This is a genomic window from Occallatibacter sp., assembly GCF_049802275.1.
Taxonomy (GTDB): domain Bacteria; phylum Acidobacteriota; class Terriglobia; order Terriglobales; family Acidobacteriaceae; genus Telmatobacter.
Window position 1 is genome coordinate 24,170 of sequence record NZ_JBARMD010000292.1, and the last position, 16,106, is coordinate 40,275.

Here is a 16,106-nt window from a genome sequence, read left to right on the forward strand (position 1 = left end):
AATATCTGATGCCTCATCGGTCGCGCCGAACGCTCGTTGCGCAAATGTGAAGCCGGCTGTGCAAACGAGCAATGGAACAAGGAAACCCGGCAGGCGTTTTGGGAAGTAAACTTCATGAGAGCCCACGCGTGTTGGCCGTACTTCCAGCATAGCTATGGATTGCTTTTCCGCAGCGGTCCAGGGCGCCACGTCAAACCGCCGCAGATTTCAGATTCTGCGCAGGGGACGGACGGGCTAAAATTCAAACATGACTGACCGCATGGCCCTTTCCCTGGCCCAAGCCGACCCTGAAGTTGCCGCCGCCGTTGACCACGAGACCCTCCGCCAGCACGAAGGCCTGGAGATGATAGCCAGCGAAAACTTCGTATCCGAAGCGGTGCTCGAGGCTGCCGGCTCGGTGTTTACCAACAAATATGCCGAAGGCTATCCGGGACGCCGCTACTATGGCGGTTGCGAGTACGCTGACGTGGTAGAGAATCTTGCGCGCGACCGTGCCAAGCAAATCTTCGGCGCGGAGTTCGCCAACGTTCAGCCGCATTCGGGCTCGCAGGCCAATGCATCGGCCTACATGGCGGTACTCCAGACCGGCGACACGATCCTTGGCCTCGACCTCGCCCATGGCGGCCATCTGACCCACGGACACAAGCTGAGCTTCAGCGGCAAGCTCTATCACACCACCTTTTACACCGTGCGGCGCGATACCGAAGTCATCGATTACGACGAACTCGAAACCATCGCCGAGCGCGAAAAGCCGAAGGTCATCATCGGCGGCGCCAGCGCCTATCCCCGGTTATGGGACTTCGCGCGTATGCGCCAAATTGCCGACAAGGTTGGTGCCAAGTACATCTTCGACATGGCGCACATCGCCGGACTCGTAGCCGGCGGATCGCACCCCTCACCTGTGCCTCATGCCCACATCACGACCACCACCACGCACAAAACACTGCGTGGACCGCGTGCTGGATTGATTCTCTGCGGCAAGGATTTTCAAGTCGGCCAGAAGCCTGAGCAGACGCTCGGCAAGGCCATCGATATGGCCGTGTTCCCAGGCCAGCAGGGCGGACCGCTGGTACATATCATCGCTGCCAAAGCAGTGGCATTTGGAGAGGTCCTGCGGCCCGAGTTCAAGACCTACGCTGCGCAGATTGTGACCAATGCAAAGGCGCTGGCGCTGGCAATGCAAGAAGCAGGTTATCGTCTGGTCTCCGGCGGTACCGACAATCACCTGCTGCTGGTGGATGTCTTCGAAAAAGGAATCCTCGGATCGGAAGCGGAGCTTGCTCTCGGCAAGGCGGGCATCACTGTCAATAAGAACGCCATTCCCTACGACACTAATCCGCCGCTCAAGCCTTCCGGCATCCGTATCGGCACGCCGGCACTTACGACGCGCGGCATGAAGGAACCCGAGATGCGCATTATCGCAGCTTGGATTGCCAAAGCTCTCGACAAGCGCAATGACGATGCGGCGCTCGAGCGCATCCGTCACGAGGTTGCAGAACTTGCGAACAGGTTCCCGCTCTATGCATGGCGCCGCCAGGGAGTTGCAGTCAACGCCTAACTCGCTGTAAAGCCGCACTTATCGGGTACACGTGCAACTTGCCAACCATCGCCGGGTTTCATGTAGTGTGTTTGAAAACGGCTTATCGGGATTCCTCAAACGCAGCGACCCTGCTTTCCGGTAGGCGTGTGGAGGATCATCATGCGTGCAGCAACTCTTGTAGTGACGGCATTGCTGGCCATGTCATTGACTGCAATTGCGCAACAATTCCCGGAGGCTCATGGTAAGCCGGCGCCCCCGCCATCGCACGGACCGGCTCCGTACAAGGCGCCCAAGGCAGCACCAGCGCACAAGACAAACGACATCAAAGCGCCCGAACAGAATCCGGAGCAGCATCCCCAGCCGCCTCAACAGCGAAACTACAGCGACAAGCCCGGCCATCCCAATGCACCGCACGTTGATCCAGGCAATCATTGGGTCGGGCACGACACCGGTCGCAACGACGCGAATTACCATCTCGATCATCCCTGGGAGCATGGTCGCTTCAGCGGTGGATTTGGACCGTCCCACGGATGGCATCTCGCGGGTGGCGGCCCAAACCGGTTCTGGTTCAACGGGTGGTACTGGAGCGTTGCCCCGTCTGACTTTGCTTTCGCTGGCGATTGGGACTGGGCCGGTGACGACATCGTCATTTATGAGGATCCGGATCACGATGGCTGGTACCTGGCCTACAACGTGCGCCTCGGAACTTACATCCATGTCATGTATCTCGGACCTCAATAACTGGCGTACGTAAGTTGAGCTGAAAAGAGAGGGCAGGTTACTCGGCCTGCCCTCCTCTCTTGTGCAAACAGGAGCGTGCCGGCATCGCGCATGTACATCACGCGATGCCAGGCGATAATATGGTCAGTCCGATGAGAGCTGGCGCACGCTTGTCGTGAATTACCAGTCCTATATCAAACCCATCTGGCTATCTCAAGAGGAGTGGCATGAACGCCTTCGTGGCCCGTCCTGATGTTCTCCGCCCTGATGCGTCCCGGATATTTTCCAGCCTTCGATTCTTCATCCTTCTTCTCATCGCAATCTCCGTCTCCGCTCCGCTTGGTTTGGCCGCGCCGGCGCCCATCGTGCTCACAGGCGCCGATCGTCGAGCATCGATCTCGCTCAATGGAGAGTGGGCGTCCATCGTCGATCCATATTTCTCCGGCCTGTTCAGCTTTCATCACGAAGAGAAGAAGAATGGCTTCTTCATGAATTACAAGGCCAAGCCAGGCGATCCTTTCCCAACCGAGTACGACTTCTCCAAGGCGCCAAAGCTCAAGGTTCCCGGCGACTGGAACACACAGCGTGAGTCCCTGATGTATTACGAAGGTCCTATCTGGTATGAGAAAGACTTTACTTACGAGCCCAAGCCGCATACTCACGTGTTTCTGCACGTTGGCGCGGCTAACTATCACTCATGGTTTTGGGTAAATGGACAAAAAGTCTGTGAACACGAAGGGGGCTTTACAGCATTTAATTGCGAAGTCACGCAGGCTGTCCATAGCGGCAACAACTTCGTCGTCGCGGCCGTCGACAACACCCGCCACGAAGACAATGTGCCGACCCTCGAGACGGATTGGTGGAACTACGGCGGCCTCACCCGAGAAGTGACGCTGATCCAATTGCCTGAATCGTTCATCGATCAGTACGATTTGCACCTGAGCCGCACCGAAGATGGCGTGATCGAGGGTTGGGTGCACGTCGTTGGCGCTCAGTTGGGCGAGAAAGCAGAAGTTGAAATTCCCGATCTGCAAGCGAAGGCCACTGCGGATACCGACGCAGATGGACGCGCTTCACTGCACTTTAACGTGAGGGACCTGGAGCGCTGGACGCCTGAGTCTCCGAAGCTCTACAAGGTCGCAATTCATGCCGGTCAGGATTCGATCAACGAGTTAATCGGCTTTCGCACAATCGAGACGCGCGGCACCGAGATACTGCTCAACGGCAAGCCCGTCTTTCTGCGTGGCGTCTCAGTCCACGCCGAGGCGCCCTATCGTACCGGCCGCGCCTGGTCTGACAGAGATGCGGAGACATTGCTCGGCTGGGCCAAGGAGCTCGGTTGCAACTATGTGCGCGTGGCCCACTACCCCCACGATGAAACCATGCTGCGCGCAGCCGATCGCATGGGGCTGCTGGTGTGGTCAGAGAATCCTGTCTATTGGGCGCTCCAATTCGACAATCCAAAAGTGCTGGCCAAGGCCGAGCAGCAGCTCGACGAAGAGATCAATACCTCGCGCAATCATGCCGCTATCATTCTCTGGTCGATGGCGAATGAAACGCCCAATACCCCAGCGCGCACGCAATTCATTGAGACGTTGGCCACCCGCGCCCGCGGTCTAGATCCAACGCGATTGATCACGGCCGCATTGCTGGTTCGTGCCCAGGGCAATACGAAAATCGTTGATGACCCGCTCGGACAGGCTCTCGACGTGATCGGTATCAACGAATATATAGGCTGGTATGAAGGCCGTCCCGAGAGCGCCGATACAACCCAGTGGCAAATCGCTTATCAGAAGCCGGTGATCGTCAGCGAATTCGGCGCAGGCGCGAAGGCCGGATTACATGGCGGCGAGAACGAACGCTGGACGGAGGAATACCAGGCCAGCGTCTTCCGCCATCAGTTGCCGATGCTGAACAAGATTCCGCAACTCAGAGGCATGAGCCCGTGGTGCCTCATGGATTTTCGTTCTCCGAACCGCCCCCTGGTCGGCATCCAGGACGAGTTCAACCGCAAAGGATTGATCTCGGATCAGGGCCAGAAGAAAGCAGCCTTCTACGTTCTGCAAAAGGCCTACAAGGATAAGACAATCGGAAGACCCGATTGAATTCACGGCAGTTTCACGCATGTAAGCTATAAGTCGATCGGCGCTTGCGTGGTGGCGATGATATATCCTCTTTTTATGTCGATTGAATCTATCCTTGCAGAAATAGATGCGGAGATTGCGAGACTTACCCAAGTCCGTTCTCTGCTTGCAGGTTCTCGAGCCGTTACCACGTCGGGATCCAAAAGTAAGAACAGCAAGGCGCCCGCCAAGAAAAAGAAGCGCGTGCTAAGCGCCGATGCGCGCAAGCGGATTGCCGATGCACAGCGCAAGCGCTGGGCAGCTCAGAAGGCAAAGAAGTAGATCGCGTTTTCCGCAACGCTATCGGAGGAACAAGTACGGGTTACCATGTTTCGACGGCGAGAACATTGGGCGGCCCAGAGTGGCCCTCAATGACCTGCGTCTCTATCACGGCTTCCATGTTCATCTTTTCCCAGTTGGCGGGAGCCTTGGCCAGCAGCGAATCCAGATAGAGGGGGTTATAGAGAATCTCTCCGGCCGCCTCCGTTCCTTCTTCTGAGATACCAGCCGCGATGATCACCGGCTGGCCGGTGGTGCTGTCGTGTATGCGCGCCACAATGGCATAGTCGCGCGAGAGTTTCTGATATGGCAGATCCCACGCGGTAGCCCAGGTTGTTTTCGTCTGGCTTTTGCGGTCGACAATCAGCGCCACGCCATCCTTTGACTCGAAGCCGAAACGCAGCTTTTGTGTAACGCGCAGGGTCCAGATATTGTCGAACGCGCCAATCAGCACAATCGGACCTTCGCGAAGTTGGGCGAAGGTGGCCTCAGAGGCCGGGACCACGCGAAAAGCCTTATGACGTACTTCGAGCGCTGCCGCCGTGCGCGTCAGGGTAATCACATCGGCTAGCGCCAGGTTTCCTGAGAGGTGAAGCCGCACATAAAGCTTCTGCGGTTCAGCAGGAGCGCTGACCGGAGCCTCGAAAGAATTGATCGAGTCCATGTCGATGTTCTTCGCAGGCTCACCCAGGCAGAAGGTAGTCGGATTCAAGCTTGAAGTGAATGGTTCCCAGAAGCGATCGATATTCGAAGGCGGGTCCGGCGGAGGCCCCTGGTTTACGCGCATTCCCACAAAAACACCTGCCGCGCAACCAGCGATCAGCATCATTCCAGCCACGAGCCAGCGGAACCGCGAGGGTCTGGTCGGAACGATTGCGCTTGGTGCGGGTGCCAACATGGCGGGCGTTGTCGGCGGCAGACTAATGACTTCGGCGGTTTCCAGCGCATCTGGAGCGGTTTCGATAATTGACTCGGGCTGGCGAAAGGAGGGTACATACGAGCCAAGCGGAAGCTCGATCACCAGTTCGCCGGAATGCGATGAGTCATAGTAGTAGAGGCTTAATCGCTTGCGAACTTCTCCAGCAGTGATGCGGACTACCGGATCCGCGTTCGCGTCGTATGTTGGCACACGGCCGAAAACTTCGATGCCGATGCTGCGTTCTTTCAGTTCCGCGGCGTTTCCGAGCAGCGTCTGCTCCACTGCGTACGACAGCAGTGCGGGATAGCGCTTGCTATTCGCGAACAGCGGGTGAACCAGAAGTCTTTGCAGTTGCTCTCGGATAGCTGCGGGATCAGAGACAAACGCCAACTGCTCCACGTCCTGCATGGATTTGGGCGCCAGCGGCATTCAGTACTCCTTTAGCGGCTCTATGCCCGATCGGGCAACGGCTCGCGAACTCAAGTTGCGCATCCGGAGCCTTTGGTTCTGAATGCGAAAAAGTTATCAACTCGCCACGAGTCCAAAAACTGAATCAAAGCGGAACCAGATTATCTCTTAGCCATCGGAAGCCCGGTGGAAAAGAAGGTCGTATTGATTTCTGTATTATCCGCACTGCGTATGATACGTCCCGCCAATACGGATGTCCATACCAGATTAAAGGCAATTCTTACAGAGGGTTATCTCGTTAAGCGGTTCATTGCTACCCGATGGAACCTATTGGCAATCTTCAATTCTGCGTACATTAGAAGTCGGTCCAGGAGATGTGCCCGACGTGTGTAACGCTCAGGCGCGTTTTCTTGTGATTGCGGCTCCTCGCCCCTCCGGTTACCAGACCTGGATGAATCCAGGCAGGACTAATCGGGGGGCGCTTTTTGTGAAGGGCCCTCTCATGTTGCGCACATCCTTAGCGTGCACGATGGCCCTCGCCGGACCTCGGCTACCGCGTCATCCAATGTGTCTACGGCGATTATTCTTTTGCCAGCCTGCCAACCATCCTCCTCATGCAGTATGCTTAACGGTCCTTCGGAGGGATCTGCCCCAGTGATGCCAAGCAAGTCGTACTTCAAAGCCCTCGTTTCAATCGGGTTCCTCGTTGTCGCCCTACCCTGGAGTCTCGCCGGACAAACGGCACCCATGACAGAAGCCGAGGCCCATCGAAGGGCTGAAGAACTGCTCAAACAGATGACCGTCGACGAAAAAGTCGGGCAGATGAACCAGTCCTCCGGCATCGTCATGCCGCTTCTCGCCAGCGAAAAGCCTGATGACCTGATTGTCCAGGGCAAAGTGGGCTCCATCCTCTGGCTCATCGACGTCAAGGAGATCAACCGCCTCCAGCGCCTCGCGGTCGACAAGTCGCGTCTCCACATCCCGATCCTCTTCGCATTCGACGTCATCCATGGATACCGCACCGTTTTTCCCATCCCGCTGGCCATGGCTGCCTCGTGGGATCCGGGAGTGGAGGAAGCCGCGCAACACCTCGCCGGCGAAGATGCGCGCGCAGCCGGCATCCGCTGGACCTTCACTCCCATGGTCGACATCGCCCGCGACTCGCGTTGGGGTCGCATCGTAGAGGGTGCCGGCGAAGACCCGTATCTCGGAGCTGCCATGGCACGCGCACAGGTCCACGGATTCCAGGGTGAATCGCTCGGTCCAGAGAGCGTGCTAGCCTGTGTCAAGCATTTTGCAGGCTATGGCGCTGCCGAGGGCGGTCGCGATTACGACTCCTCCTACGTTCCTGAAGAGCTCATGCAGAACGTCTATCTCGTTCCCTTCCATGCCGCCGAACAGGCCGGCGCCGGCAGCTTCATGAGCGCCTACATGGACCTCAATGATGTCCCGGCCACCGGTAACCGCTGGCTGCTGACCGACGTTTTGCGCAAGCAATGGGGCTTCCGGGGCTTCGTGGTTTCCGACGCCTGGGCCGTAGGCGCCCTGCAAACCCATGGCTACGCCAAGGATCCCGAAGATGCCGCCTATAAGGCTGTCACTGCGGGCCTCAACATGGACATGGCCAGTCTGACCTACCCGAAATATCTAGCCGGCCTTGTTCACTCCGGCAAGGTTTCTGAAGCTCAGCTGGATGCCGCTGTACTTCCAATCCTCGAAGTAAAGTACCAACTCGGTCTCTTCGATCACCCCTACGTCGATGAAACGAAGGTCGACTCGACCCTCAACCGTCCTGAAGGCAGAGAGCTCGAGCGCAAGGTCGCGGCCCGTTCCATGGTCTTGTTGAAAAATGACAACCATACCTTGCCGCTCAACAAGTCCATAAAGAAGATCGCAGTCATCGGTGCGCTTGCCGATTCCGTTCGCGACATCGAAGGTGGCTGGACAGTTGAAGGCCTCTTTGGCGGCGGTTCAAAAAGTCATCCGGTTACCGTGCTCGCGGGTCTGAAGAACAGACTCGGTTCCGGCGTGGAGATCGACTACGTCGCAGGACCCAGTCCGGTGCGCCTTTTTCCGTCGCTGTTCGACACAATCTCGGGGGCCAAACCACCGCCGCCACCCACCGAAGCTGAGATCGCCGAGTCGGTTGCAAAAGCGAAGGCTGCTGCTGCTGGGGCGGACGTTGTGATCGCGGTGCTGGGCGAAACCGCGGTCATGAGCAGCGAATCGGCCTCGCGTGCCTCAATGGATTTGCCGGGCGTTCAGCAGCAAATGCTTGAGGCGGTAGCGTCGACTGGTAGGCCCGTCGTGCTCATCCTGGAGAACGGCCGCCCGCTCGACATTCGCTGGGCAAGGCAGCATGTTCCGGCCATCCTCGAAGCGTGGTATCCAGGCACCGAAGGCGGCAATGCTGTTGCCGACGTTCTCTTCGGCGATGTAAACCCGGGTGGCAAGCTGCCCATCAGCTGGGCACAGAGCGCTGGTGAGGAGCCGCTTTACTACAACCACAACCTCACACACGAACCCGAAGATCGGCCCAGCTTCACCTCGCGCTATTGGGACGTCTCAAGCAAGCCGCTATACCCCTTCGGCTATGGCCTGAGCTATACCAGTTTCAAATTCGATCACCTGGCTCTCAGTAAAGGCAGCATCAAGGTAGGAGGGGCGACTGAGGTCCAGGTCGACGTCACCAATACCGGCAAGGTTGCCGGCGATGCCGTCGTGCAAATCTACATACACCAGCGCTGGGGTTCCGCATCGCGCCCGGTCCGCCAGCTCAAAGGATTCAAGCGCGTCACGCTGCAGCCTGGCGTAACGCAGACGGTAAGGTTCCCGCTTGGCAAGGACGAGCTCGAATTCTGGAGCCCGCAAACAAAAGTATGGGCGGTCGAGCCCAGCACATTCGATGTGTGGGCAGGCGAGGACTCCACCGGAGGCCTGCATACCGAGCTGACCGTCACGGAATAAAGGCTGATCCCAAACAAAAATGGCCGGAATGTACCCAAGGGGTGGGGGAACATTCCGGCCTGTTGTGCTGCTCGAGTCTAAACCGAGAGCAGCCGTCCAAAGAAGGCGCGGTAACGGCGCAGTGCAAGTCGCAGCTCTTCCGTTGAAACGCTGTCGCCGCGATCCCACTGCCCTTCCAGTCGTGCGCGCTCCTCTGCGAATACCTCCGCCAGCCGCTTCATTGCGCCGGCCACCAGCGAATCTGCGCGCTCCACTGCCTGGCGAGGCTCATCCACAAATCCCACCTGGATTGCGTCCCACTTGGCGTACAAATCCTTTGACTCATCCTGCGAAAACAGCGCGGCTTGCTCTTCGGTTTCCGAAGGCTGCATCCCGCTGCCCTTGAGGCGCTCCTCAACCGACCCGCTTCGATCGCGTCCGTCTTCGCGATTTTCCACAAACTTCTGCTCTATCGGCTCGTTGGCATGCGCCAGTGCCGCGGTGGAAAGATCCCTGGTGCCGATAGTTTCTTCTCTTCTAAACTCAGCCATAAATTTTCTCCTGCTTTGATTGCCGCTCGCATGGGCAAAGCGATGAATGATTTGAACTGATATCTAATTTTGCCTGGTGCATTGTGGATTCGAGAGCGTCGAAAGAACTACTGTCAGCAAGTTGAGATGAGGACGCGCAACAAAGGTTGCCCACCTTCCAAGTCCGCGTGGGACGGAATGATTGCGGCACTGTGCTGACCCGGTGAAAACATCTCTCGCAACAAACTCTAATGACCGTCGACAAACGGAATGATTGCGCCAAGGAAGTCATTCGGCTTTTCAATCGACGGTGCATGACCGCATTCAGGAACAACGACAAGCTTCGCGCCGGGAATGCCCGCAGCATAAGCGCGACCTTGTTCGATAGGCACAAGTTCGTCGTTGCCGCCCCACACTACCAGCGTCGGCACTGAGATCGAGCCGATGCGGTCCTTTACAACCTCGGCTGTGATTTTCGGATTGCTCCAGATCGAGCGCTCCGTAAATCCGTCGTTGGCTCTCATCTTCATCGCCCAGGCCTCGCGCACGAAGTCATCCGTCACGCGCGACTTGTCATGGAAAACAATCGCAACACCATGCGCGTCGGCCAACGTACCCGCAATAGGAATTGGCATGGACTGTTCTGTCATGTGCGCCGCTGACATTCCCGCTGCGTCCGACAACACGAGCCGGGTCGGTCGGGGCAGCGCATTCGGGCCTGCATTCGCGGGAGCCAGAGATTCGATTGTGTACAGCGCTGAGATCCATCCACCCAGTGATTCGCCCGCCAGCGTGAATTCATGCACATTCTGAGTGCGGAGAAATTCCCCAAGAAAATCGACGTAAGTCTGGATCGAGTAATCAATGAAAGGCTTGTCAGAAGCGCCAAACCCGATCTGATCCAGCGCGATCACACGATGGTGCTGCGAAAGCGGGATCAGCACATTGCCCCAGTCGAACCGCGCCTCGCTTCCGAAGCCGTGGACGAGCACGATCACCGGTCCCGAACCCACGTCGTAGTAGACAATCTTCTGACCGAAGACGGGGACACTGTGCCGTGCGGGAAGCTTCGACTCAGGAGTGAGCAGCGGTGCCGGCGCCTCCGCCGCAAGAACTCCCACTAAAGTTGTACAAGCCAAAGTTGCGAGAATTCTTCGTTTCGCCATCTCTTTAACCTCGCTGGAATTGCCTGAATCGTAGCATCTTACGCACAATCGGATTCCGATCTTATCGGGCCCTCGCGCAACAGAAGAGGAACGGGCCCATGTCCTTCGTAATACCCTGGTGCGATAAATCTCACTATTTTTCCAGAAACAGTTCCACCATTAAAAACACATTGAAGGCTCATCCATGAAGACCTTGCTTCGCTTGTTGCTGAGTTGCCTTGTCCTTGGCTCCATCGCCTGCAGTGCGCAGGACCTCCGCTCGCGCATGGAGCAGATGAAGACCGCCTACACTGCCTCGGGCAGTATTGTTTTGCTCGACGGCCAAACCCTCGTTATCGAGCCCAACATGCCCGCACCCGTGTGTGCCCTGCCGCGCGAAGAAGACGGCAAGGTCGCGTGGTATCGGTACGCGTTTCCCCTTTCCTCCATTACTGTTCCGCTTGCAGACGTGGATGAATCGCTGATGGGCGAGGATCGCGTCTTCACCAATCCTGACGCGCCAATTGCATATAAGCCCGGGGACAAAGGCGATGCCGTGATGGTTGTTGTCGTGGGCATGCCGGGAAAGAAATTCCGCGCCCTGATCTACGACCGCGAGAAGCTTCAGCATCTCGGCCCCGGTCCGCACAGCGGTTCCGACTATGGCCAGGTTCAGGACCAGGTTGAGGCCTTCGGTCTAACGTTCAACGACACCACTGCCGCCCACGAATTCGTCACGGCTCTCAGGAATGCCGTCATGATGGCCAAGACGCAAGCCATGGCACATTGACACTGAAGACTGCCGAGAAACTCATCGAGGCGGGGTTGGTATCAGGGCATGGCTCTTAGTCATGCCGAAAGGACCAGGCAAAATCAGCCCCTGGCCGAAAGCAAATTACGGCAGCTCGCGCACCCAGATATTGCGAAAGCTCATTGGCTCGCTCTTGTCTCCGTGAGCCTGCAGCTTGATCGGCGCAGTGTCGTACTTCTTATAGAAGGGCTTTCCGATATAGAGCGTCTGCCCCTTCAACTCAAAATGATTCTGCACCAGGATGCCATTGAAGAAGACAGTCACATACGCCGGTGTCTTCAGCGAGCCGTCGTCGTTAAACGCCGGCGCTGTCCACGCTACGTCGTAGGTCTGCCACTCGCCCGGTTTGCGGCTCGCATTTGCCAGCGGAATGCTCTGCTTGTAGATGCTCCCCGCCATACCGTTCACGTACGTCGGATTGTTGTAACCGTCCAGCACCTGCAACTCGTAGCCATCGTCGCCAAGCCCGGTCGACGCAAGAAACACCCCGCTGTTGCCGCGTCCCTGCCCGGTCCCCGTAATACTCGCCGGAATCTTGTATTCCACATGCAGCTGATAATCCTTGAAGCGGCGTTTGGTCTCGATGCTGCCGCCCGTCTTGTTCACCGTCATGACGCCATCGTGGACATCCCATAGAGCGGGCTGTTTGTCTTTCACGTTAACCCACTCGTCCACATTCTTTCCGTCAAAAAGAATGATCGCGTCCGAGGGCGGTGCATTGCACTCCGCGGCAGGAGTAACGACCTTCGGCACCGGCTGCCAGATCTCGGTGTCTTCCGGCTTGGGCTTGGCTTGCGTGTCGGGCGTCGCGGCCGGCTGCTGCGCGTTTGATGAAATCGCCACTATAACGAGAGATGCGAAAAAGACGAGCTTGGAAATGTTAGTGAGCATAACGTCGGGAGTATACACCCACCCACACTCTTCCCCTGCGCTTCAACACTCCATCCCGAATCCCTCGCGGATCACGCACATGCTCACCAGCGGCATCAGGATCTGGTCATAAGCCGTGCGCGCGCCCGCATCCATCCTGCTCAGTCCATCCAGCATTGCCACGATCTTCTTCTGATCGAAATAGGGAATTGAAGCCATCACCGAACCGCGCAGCATGTCCTGCACGTAGATGTTGAACGTCTGCTCCGGATTCAACGTGGCCGGCGGGCTCAGAAACGGATGCTTCTGGCGGCGGTACACCGTGTCGGTAATAACATCGCGAACCGCCTCGCGCAGAACATACTTCTCCGTCATGCCGCGAATCTTCTGGTTCACCGGCTGCCTGCAAATGCATTCCACCACGTGGTGATCCAGAAACGGCACGCGCCCTTCGATGGAGTGCGCCATTTCCATGCGGTCGCCCAGCATGGTCAGAATGTAGTTCGCGAGCACCGACTTTCCCCAAAGATATAGCGACTGGTTGAGTGCGTCGCGGCCCTTCAACTGCCGCGGTACATCGATATCCGACAGCAACTGCAAATAGTCTTCGCGGTGCTTGAACCGGCAACCGAAGTCCCCGGCCATGAGGGGCCGCGCTTTCACTGCACGCGACGAGAACGTCTCAAACCACGAAGGCACATATCCCAGGATCCGCCGAACCGCATCGAGATTGCCCGCATCTCCATCTGGCAGCAGCAGCCCGCGCGACACAGTATTGTTCTCGTTGAGCCATGCCAGCAGTTGCTCGATCTCTGCCGGGTCCTGGCCCTCGCGATTGTAGAGCAGCATGTCGCGCCTGAAGTGCGCATATCCGCCAAGAATCTCATCCGAACCCTCGCCCGTGATTACAACCTTATAGCCGGCATCGCGCACCGCTTTGCTCAATAGAAACTTCGCCACGCCGTGCGCGTTTACGCAGAACGTCTCCGACTGCAGAATGGCGGCCGCAAAATTCTCAGCCAGATGATTCTGATTGATCGGAATGGGATTGAATTCGGCCCCAGCCAGCGAGGCCATTTCACGCGCAATCGGCCCTTCGTCGTACGCAGCATCATCGAAGGTCAGTGTGAATGCACGAATTGGGTCGGGATGGTGGCGCGCAGCCAGCCCCAGCACTGCACAGGAGTCCAGGCCGCCGCTTAGATAGACGCCCACCGGCACATCCGCACGCAAACGGACGTGAACCGCCTCTTCCAACTCATGGCGAAACTCAGCGGCATAGTCCGCATCCGACCGTTTCGGTGCAGCATCGCTCGCAACCGGATAGTTGAAGTCCCAGTAGCGCGTGACCTGAAAATGCCCTTCCGTCGCGATCAGATAGTGTCCCGGTGGAACCAGGTGCACGCCTTCATAGAGCGTGCGCATCTGGTGGCCGCCAAATGTGAACGACTGGTAGACACTCTCTTCATCCCACCGGGCCGGGACGCCTGCGGCAAACAGAGCCTTCGCCTCCGAAGCAATGTAAAGCGTGTTGTTGCGCCAGGCATAGAAGAGAGGCTTGATGCCGAAGCGGTCGCGCGCCGCAAACAGTGTTTGCTCCTTCTCATCCCAGATCACAAAAGCGAATTCTCCGCGAAGCTGGTGCAGGCATTGCGGCCCCAGTTCTTCGTAAAGATGAAGCGCTATCTCACTGTCTGAACGCGTGCGGAGCCGATGTCCCCGCGCTTCCAATTCCCGCTGAATCGCTTCGTACTGATAGAACTCCCCATTGGCAACGATGCGAGTCCGGTTATCCTCGCTCGCAATCGGCTGGTCGCCGGTGGCGAGATCGATGATGCTCAGGCGCGCGTGGCCGAAGCCAACACGATTATCGCGGCTGATCCATTGCCGCTGCCCGTCAGGCCCGCGGTGATAGAGAGACTTCGTTGCGCGCTCCAGCGTTGCCGGCGAGATAGGCTCGCGGCGCGAGTAGACGGCCACAATTCCGCACATTCTTGCGTGCTCCTTGTATGGGAGTTCATTTGGCCGTCCGAAGAGGCTCAACGGGGAAGCGGACCGCGAGGAGAAGCATACGGGCCGGTGATGCAATGCGCAATCGAAATTGGCGCAGTCCCGGTACTAAAACCCGGGACACGCTTACGCCGCAGGAATAATCACGCTACGGCTTCAAGCCATGCTCCACGCTTGAATTCAACATCAAGCGTAGTGCTGTCGATCTGCAGTTTGTAGCTGCCTTCCGGTGGCTTTTCCGGAATCCAGACATCGAGTGTTCGTTCGGGCGGGAAATTGGGACGGTTTCTTACTACGAGTTCCACCCTGCATTTGCAGTGAATTCCGTTTCCGCTCAGCCAGCCCTGGTGGATCTCCCGGGTGATTCGGATCGGTGGCATGGGCACTCCTGCCCACATTCTGGACCGGATCCGTCCAATTGGCCAGAGGCAAAATGCGGACTGACAGTAACAAGCCTGATGCCCCGAGCTGCGGTCCTTGGCCCTCGCGGTGGATAAGACCGCCGATGTATTCAGAGAATCGGACCGCGATTCAGTTGGCGCGCAGAGCCACCGTCGGGTTGATGCGCGAAGCACGAAACGCCGGAATGAATCCAGATACCCCAGCTACAGCCAGCAGCGCGATCGCCATGCTGACGTAGGTCAGCGCATCCCACGGGGATGTCTCGAATAGAAGCGAAGCAATCAGCCGCGCTCCCGCGATAGAAGCCGCTGCACCAAGCACAACGCCGATGATCGCCAGGCGCAATGTCCCGGCCAGTACATGTCGCTGCACGGTTCCCGCGCTTGCTCCCAAAGCCATACGGATGCCAATCTCCTGCGTCTGCCGCGTAACCGAGTACGAGATCACGCCATAAATGCCAAGCGCTGCAAGGAGCAACCCGAGGGTTGCAAACGAAACCACGAGGAGCATAAAGAACTGCCGCCCCGAGACGGCATGGCTCACAAGCAAACGTATCGGCTTGAACTCGGCGGCCGGCTGCTTGGGATTCATATCCCGTAGCGCGGCCAGTACACTGCTTGCCAGCGAACCCGGAGGCAGCTTCGTACGAATCACGAGCTCCGCGCCATTCGGGGTCGCCTGCGTCATTGGGTAGTAGATCTGCCAGCCTGGGTCGCCGTCGACGTTTTCCTCGTGGACATCTGACACAACGCCAACCACGCGCAGGTTGTTCTTGTCGTCAGTACCATTTCCAAGGACTTTCCCTACCGCATCTTCATTCGGCCAGAAGAAGTGTGCCATCGAATCATTGATCAGCACGACGCTTTCGCTCTTCGGTCCGTCCTCCCAGGTGAAGTCGCGCCCACGCAGCCCGGTACCCATCGCGCGCATGTAGCCCGGCGAAATCACATAAACCAGTGGTCCAGCTATATCCTTGAAATCCTTCCGATTTCTACCCTTGGGGATGGGGGTTCCCCAAGCGCGATTCTGCCCAAGCGGAAGATAGTCGACCATCCCCGCAGCCTCCACTCCAGGCAGCGCTCCTACGCGCGTCAGAGTCTGTTGGAAAATTTCCGTCCGCTTCCGCGCGCTCAAATCCCCGGTTTTGTCTCCTGGGACACTGTCGTCGTAGGTGAGCTTGATTGCCGCTGCACGGTCCGGCTGGAATCCAAGATCAACATTCAGAACATTGATAAAGCTGCGCAACAGCAACCCTGCGCCGACCAGCAGCATGCATGCCAGCGCCACCTCCGACACCACGAGAATGGACCGCGTGCGCTCGTGCTTGCGGCTGGAGCTCGCGCCCGGTCCCGCATCTTTCAACGACTCCTGCAGATTGCCGCCGGCTATCCGAAGTCCCGGAA

The 16,106-nt window shown here is 57.8% G+C and carries 13 protein-coding genes; 6 read left to right on the plus strand and 7 right to left on the minus strand.

Features of this window, described 5'->3' with window-relative positions; translation table 11 throughout:
- Nucleotides 1–247 precede the first annotated feature (247 nt).
- The 4 genes from glyA (at nt 248) to WA354_RS10285 (ending at nt 4,665) form a co-directional block, all read left to right on the plus strand.
- The gene (gene glyA / locus WA354_RS10270; RefSeq protein WP_472812916.1) at nt 248–1,558 is read left to right on the plus strand and encodes a serine hydroxymethyltransferase; all 1,311 of its coding nucleotides are present in this window, start codon (nt 248–250) and stop codon (nt 1,556–1,558) included.
- A 141-nt stretch (nt 1,559–1,699) separates the two neighbouring features.
- The gene (locus WA354_RS10275) at nt 1,700–2,281 is read left to right on the plus strand and encodes a hypothetical protein (RefSeq protein ID WP_472812917.1); all 582 of its coding nucleotides are present in this window, start codon (nt 1,700–1,702) and stop codon (nt 2,279–2,281) included.
- 206 nt (nt 2,282–2,487) lie between these two features.
- Nucleotides 2,488–4,365, plus strand: coding sequence for a glycoside hydrolase family 2 protein (locus tag WA354_RS10280; RefSeq protein WP_472812918.1), 1,878 nt, complete (start codon nt 2,488–2,490; stop codon nt 4,363–4,365).
- Nucleotides 4,366–4,440: 75 nt separating this feature from the next.
- Nucleotides 4,441–4,665: a hypothetical protein gene (locus tag WA354_RS10285; RefSeq protein WP_472812919.1), complete on the plus strand. Its 225-nt coding sequence runs from the start codon at nt 4,441–4,443 to the stop codon at nt 4,663–4,665.
- Nucleotides 4,666–4,705: 40 nt separating this feature from the next.
- Here the strand turns inward: WA354_RS10285 and WA354_RS10290 are convergent, their stop codons facing one another.
- Complete coding sequence (locus WA354_RS10290) at nt 4,706–6,010, minus strand: hypothetical protein (protein ID WP_472812920.1); 1,305 nt, start codon at nt 6,008–6,010, stop codon at nt 4,706–4,708.
- A 636-nt stretch (nt 6,011–6,646) separates the two neighbouring features.
- Here WA354_RS10290 and bglX point away from each other — a divergent pair.
- A complete protein-coding gene (gene bglX, locus WA354_RS10295) occupies nt 6,647–8,956 on the plus strand; it encodes a beta-glucosidase BglX (RefSeq protein ID WP_472812921.1) in 2,310 nt (769 codons plus the stop codon).
- Between the two features lie 77 nt (nt 8,957–9,033).
- On the opposite strand, the gene WA354_RS10300 is transcribed toward bglX, so the two are convergent.
- Together WA354_RS10300 and WA354_RS10305 are read right to left on the minus strand one after the other, a co-directional pair.
- Nucleotides 9,034–9,486: a hypothetical protein gene (locus WA354_RS10300; RefSeq protein WP_472812922.1), complete on the minus strand. Its 453-nt coding sequence runs from the start codon at nt 9,484–9,486 to the stop codon at nt 9,034–9,036.
- A 227-nt stretch (nt 9,487–9,713) separates the two neighbouring features.
- Nucleotides 9,714–10,631, minus strand: coding sequence for an alpha/beta fold hydrolase (locus WA354_RS10305; RefSeq protein WP_472812923.1), 918 nt, complete (start codon nt 10,629–10,631; stop codon nt 9,714–9,716).
- Nucleotides 10,632–10,815: 184 nt separating this feature from the next.
- Between WA354_RS10305 and WA354_RS10310 the strand changes: the two genes are divergently transcribed.
- On the plus strand, nt 10,816–11,400 hold the full coding sequence (locus WA354_RS10310) for a hypothetical protein (protein WP_472812924.1): 585 nt from the start codon (nt 10,816–10,818) through the stop codon (nt 11,398–11,400).
- A 105-nt stretch (nt 11,401–11,505) separates the two neighbouring features.
- Here WA354_RS10310 and WA354_RS10315 read toward each other — a convergent pair whose 3' ends face one another.
- The 4 genes from WA354_RS10315 to WA354_RS10330 form a co-directional block, all read right to left on the minus strand.
- Nucleotides 11,506–12,330: a 3-keto-disaccharide hydrolase gene (locus tag WA354_RS10315; RefSeq protein WP_472812925.1), complete on the minus strand. Its 825-nt coding sequence runs from the start codon at nt 12,328–12,330 to the stop codon at nt 11,506–11,508.
- 24 nt (nt 12,331–12,354) lie between these two features.
- The gene (asnB, locus tag WA354_RS10320) at nt 12,355–14,283 is read right to left on the minus strand and encodes an asparagine synthase (glutamine-hydrolyzing) (RefSeq protein WP_472812926.1); all 1,929 of its coding nucleotides are present in this window, start codon (nt 14,281–14,283) and stop codon (nt 12,355–12,357) included.
- Between the two features lie 161 nt (nt 14,284–14,444).
- A complete protein-coding gene (locus WA354_RS10325; RefSeq protein ID WP_472812927.1) occupies nt 14,445–14,681 on the minus strand; it encodes a hypothetical protein in 237 nt (78 codons plus the stop codon).
- Nucleotides 14,682–14,832: 151 nt separating this feature from the next.
- Nucleotides 14,833–16,106, minus strand: a 1,274-nt coding sequence (locus WA354_RS10330) for an FtsX-like permease family protein (RefSeq protein WP_472812928.1), incomplete at its 5' end; no start/stop codon positions are given.

Bases quoted from the DNA above. Each gene is read 5' to 3' on its own strand.
- WA354_RS10300 (WP_472812922.1), bottom strand. From the start codon at position 9,486: ATGGCTGAGTTTAGAAGAGAAGAAACTATCGGCACCAGGGATCTTTCC.
- asnB (WP_472812926.1), bottom strand. From the start codon at position 14,283: ATGTGCGGAATTGTGGCCGTCTACTCGCGCCGCGAGCCTATCTCGCCG.
- WA354_RS10310 (WP_472812924.1), top strand. From the start codon at position 10,816: ATGAAGACCTTGCTTCGCTTGTTGCTGAGTTGCCTTGTCCTTGGCTCC.
- WA354_RS10305 (WP_472812923.1), bottom strand. From the start codon at position 10,631: ATGGCGAAACGAAGAATTCTCGCAACTTTGGCTTGTACAACTTTAGTG.
- WA354_RS10280 (WP_472812918.1), top strand. From the start codon at position 2,488: ATGAACGCCTTCGTGGCCCGTCCTGATGTTCTCCGCCCTGATGCGTCC.
- glyA (WP_472812916.1), top strand. From the start codon at position 248: ATGACTGACCGCATGGCCCTTTCCCTGGCCCAAGCCGACCCTGAAGTT.
- bglX (WP_472812921.1), top strand. From the start codon at position 6,647: ATGCCAAGCAAGTCGTACTTCAAAGCCCTCGTTTCAATCGGGTTCCTC.
- WA354_RS10325 (WP_472812927.1), bottom strand. From the start codon at position 14,681: ATGCCACCGATCCGAATCACCCGGGAGATCCACCAGGGCTGGCTGAGC.
- WA354_RS10290 (WP_472812920.1), bottom strand. From the start codon at position 6,010: ATGCCGCTGGCGCCCAAATCCATGCAGGACGTGGAGCAGTTGGCGTTT.
- WA354_RS10275 (WP_472812917.1), top strand. From the start codon at position 1,700: ATGCGTGCAGCAACTCTTGTAGTGACGGCATTGCTGGCCATGTCATTG.
- WA354_RS10285 (WP_472812919.1), top strand. From the start codon at position 4,441: ATGTCGATTGAATCTATCCTTGCAGAAATAGATGCGGAGATTGCGAGA.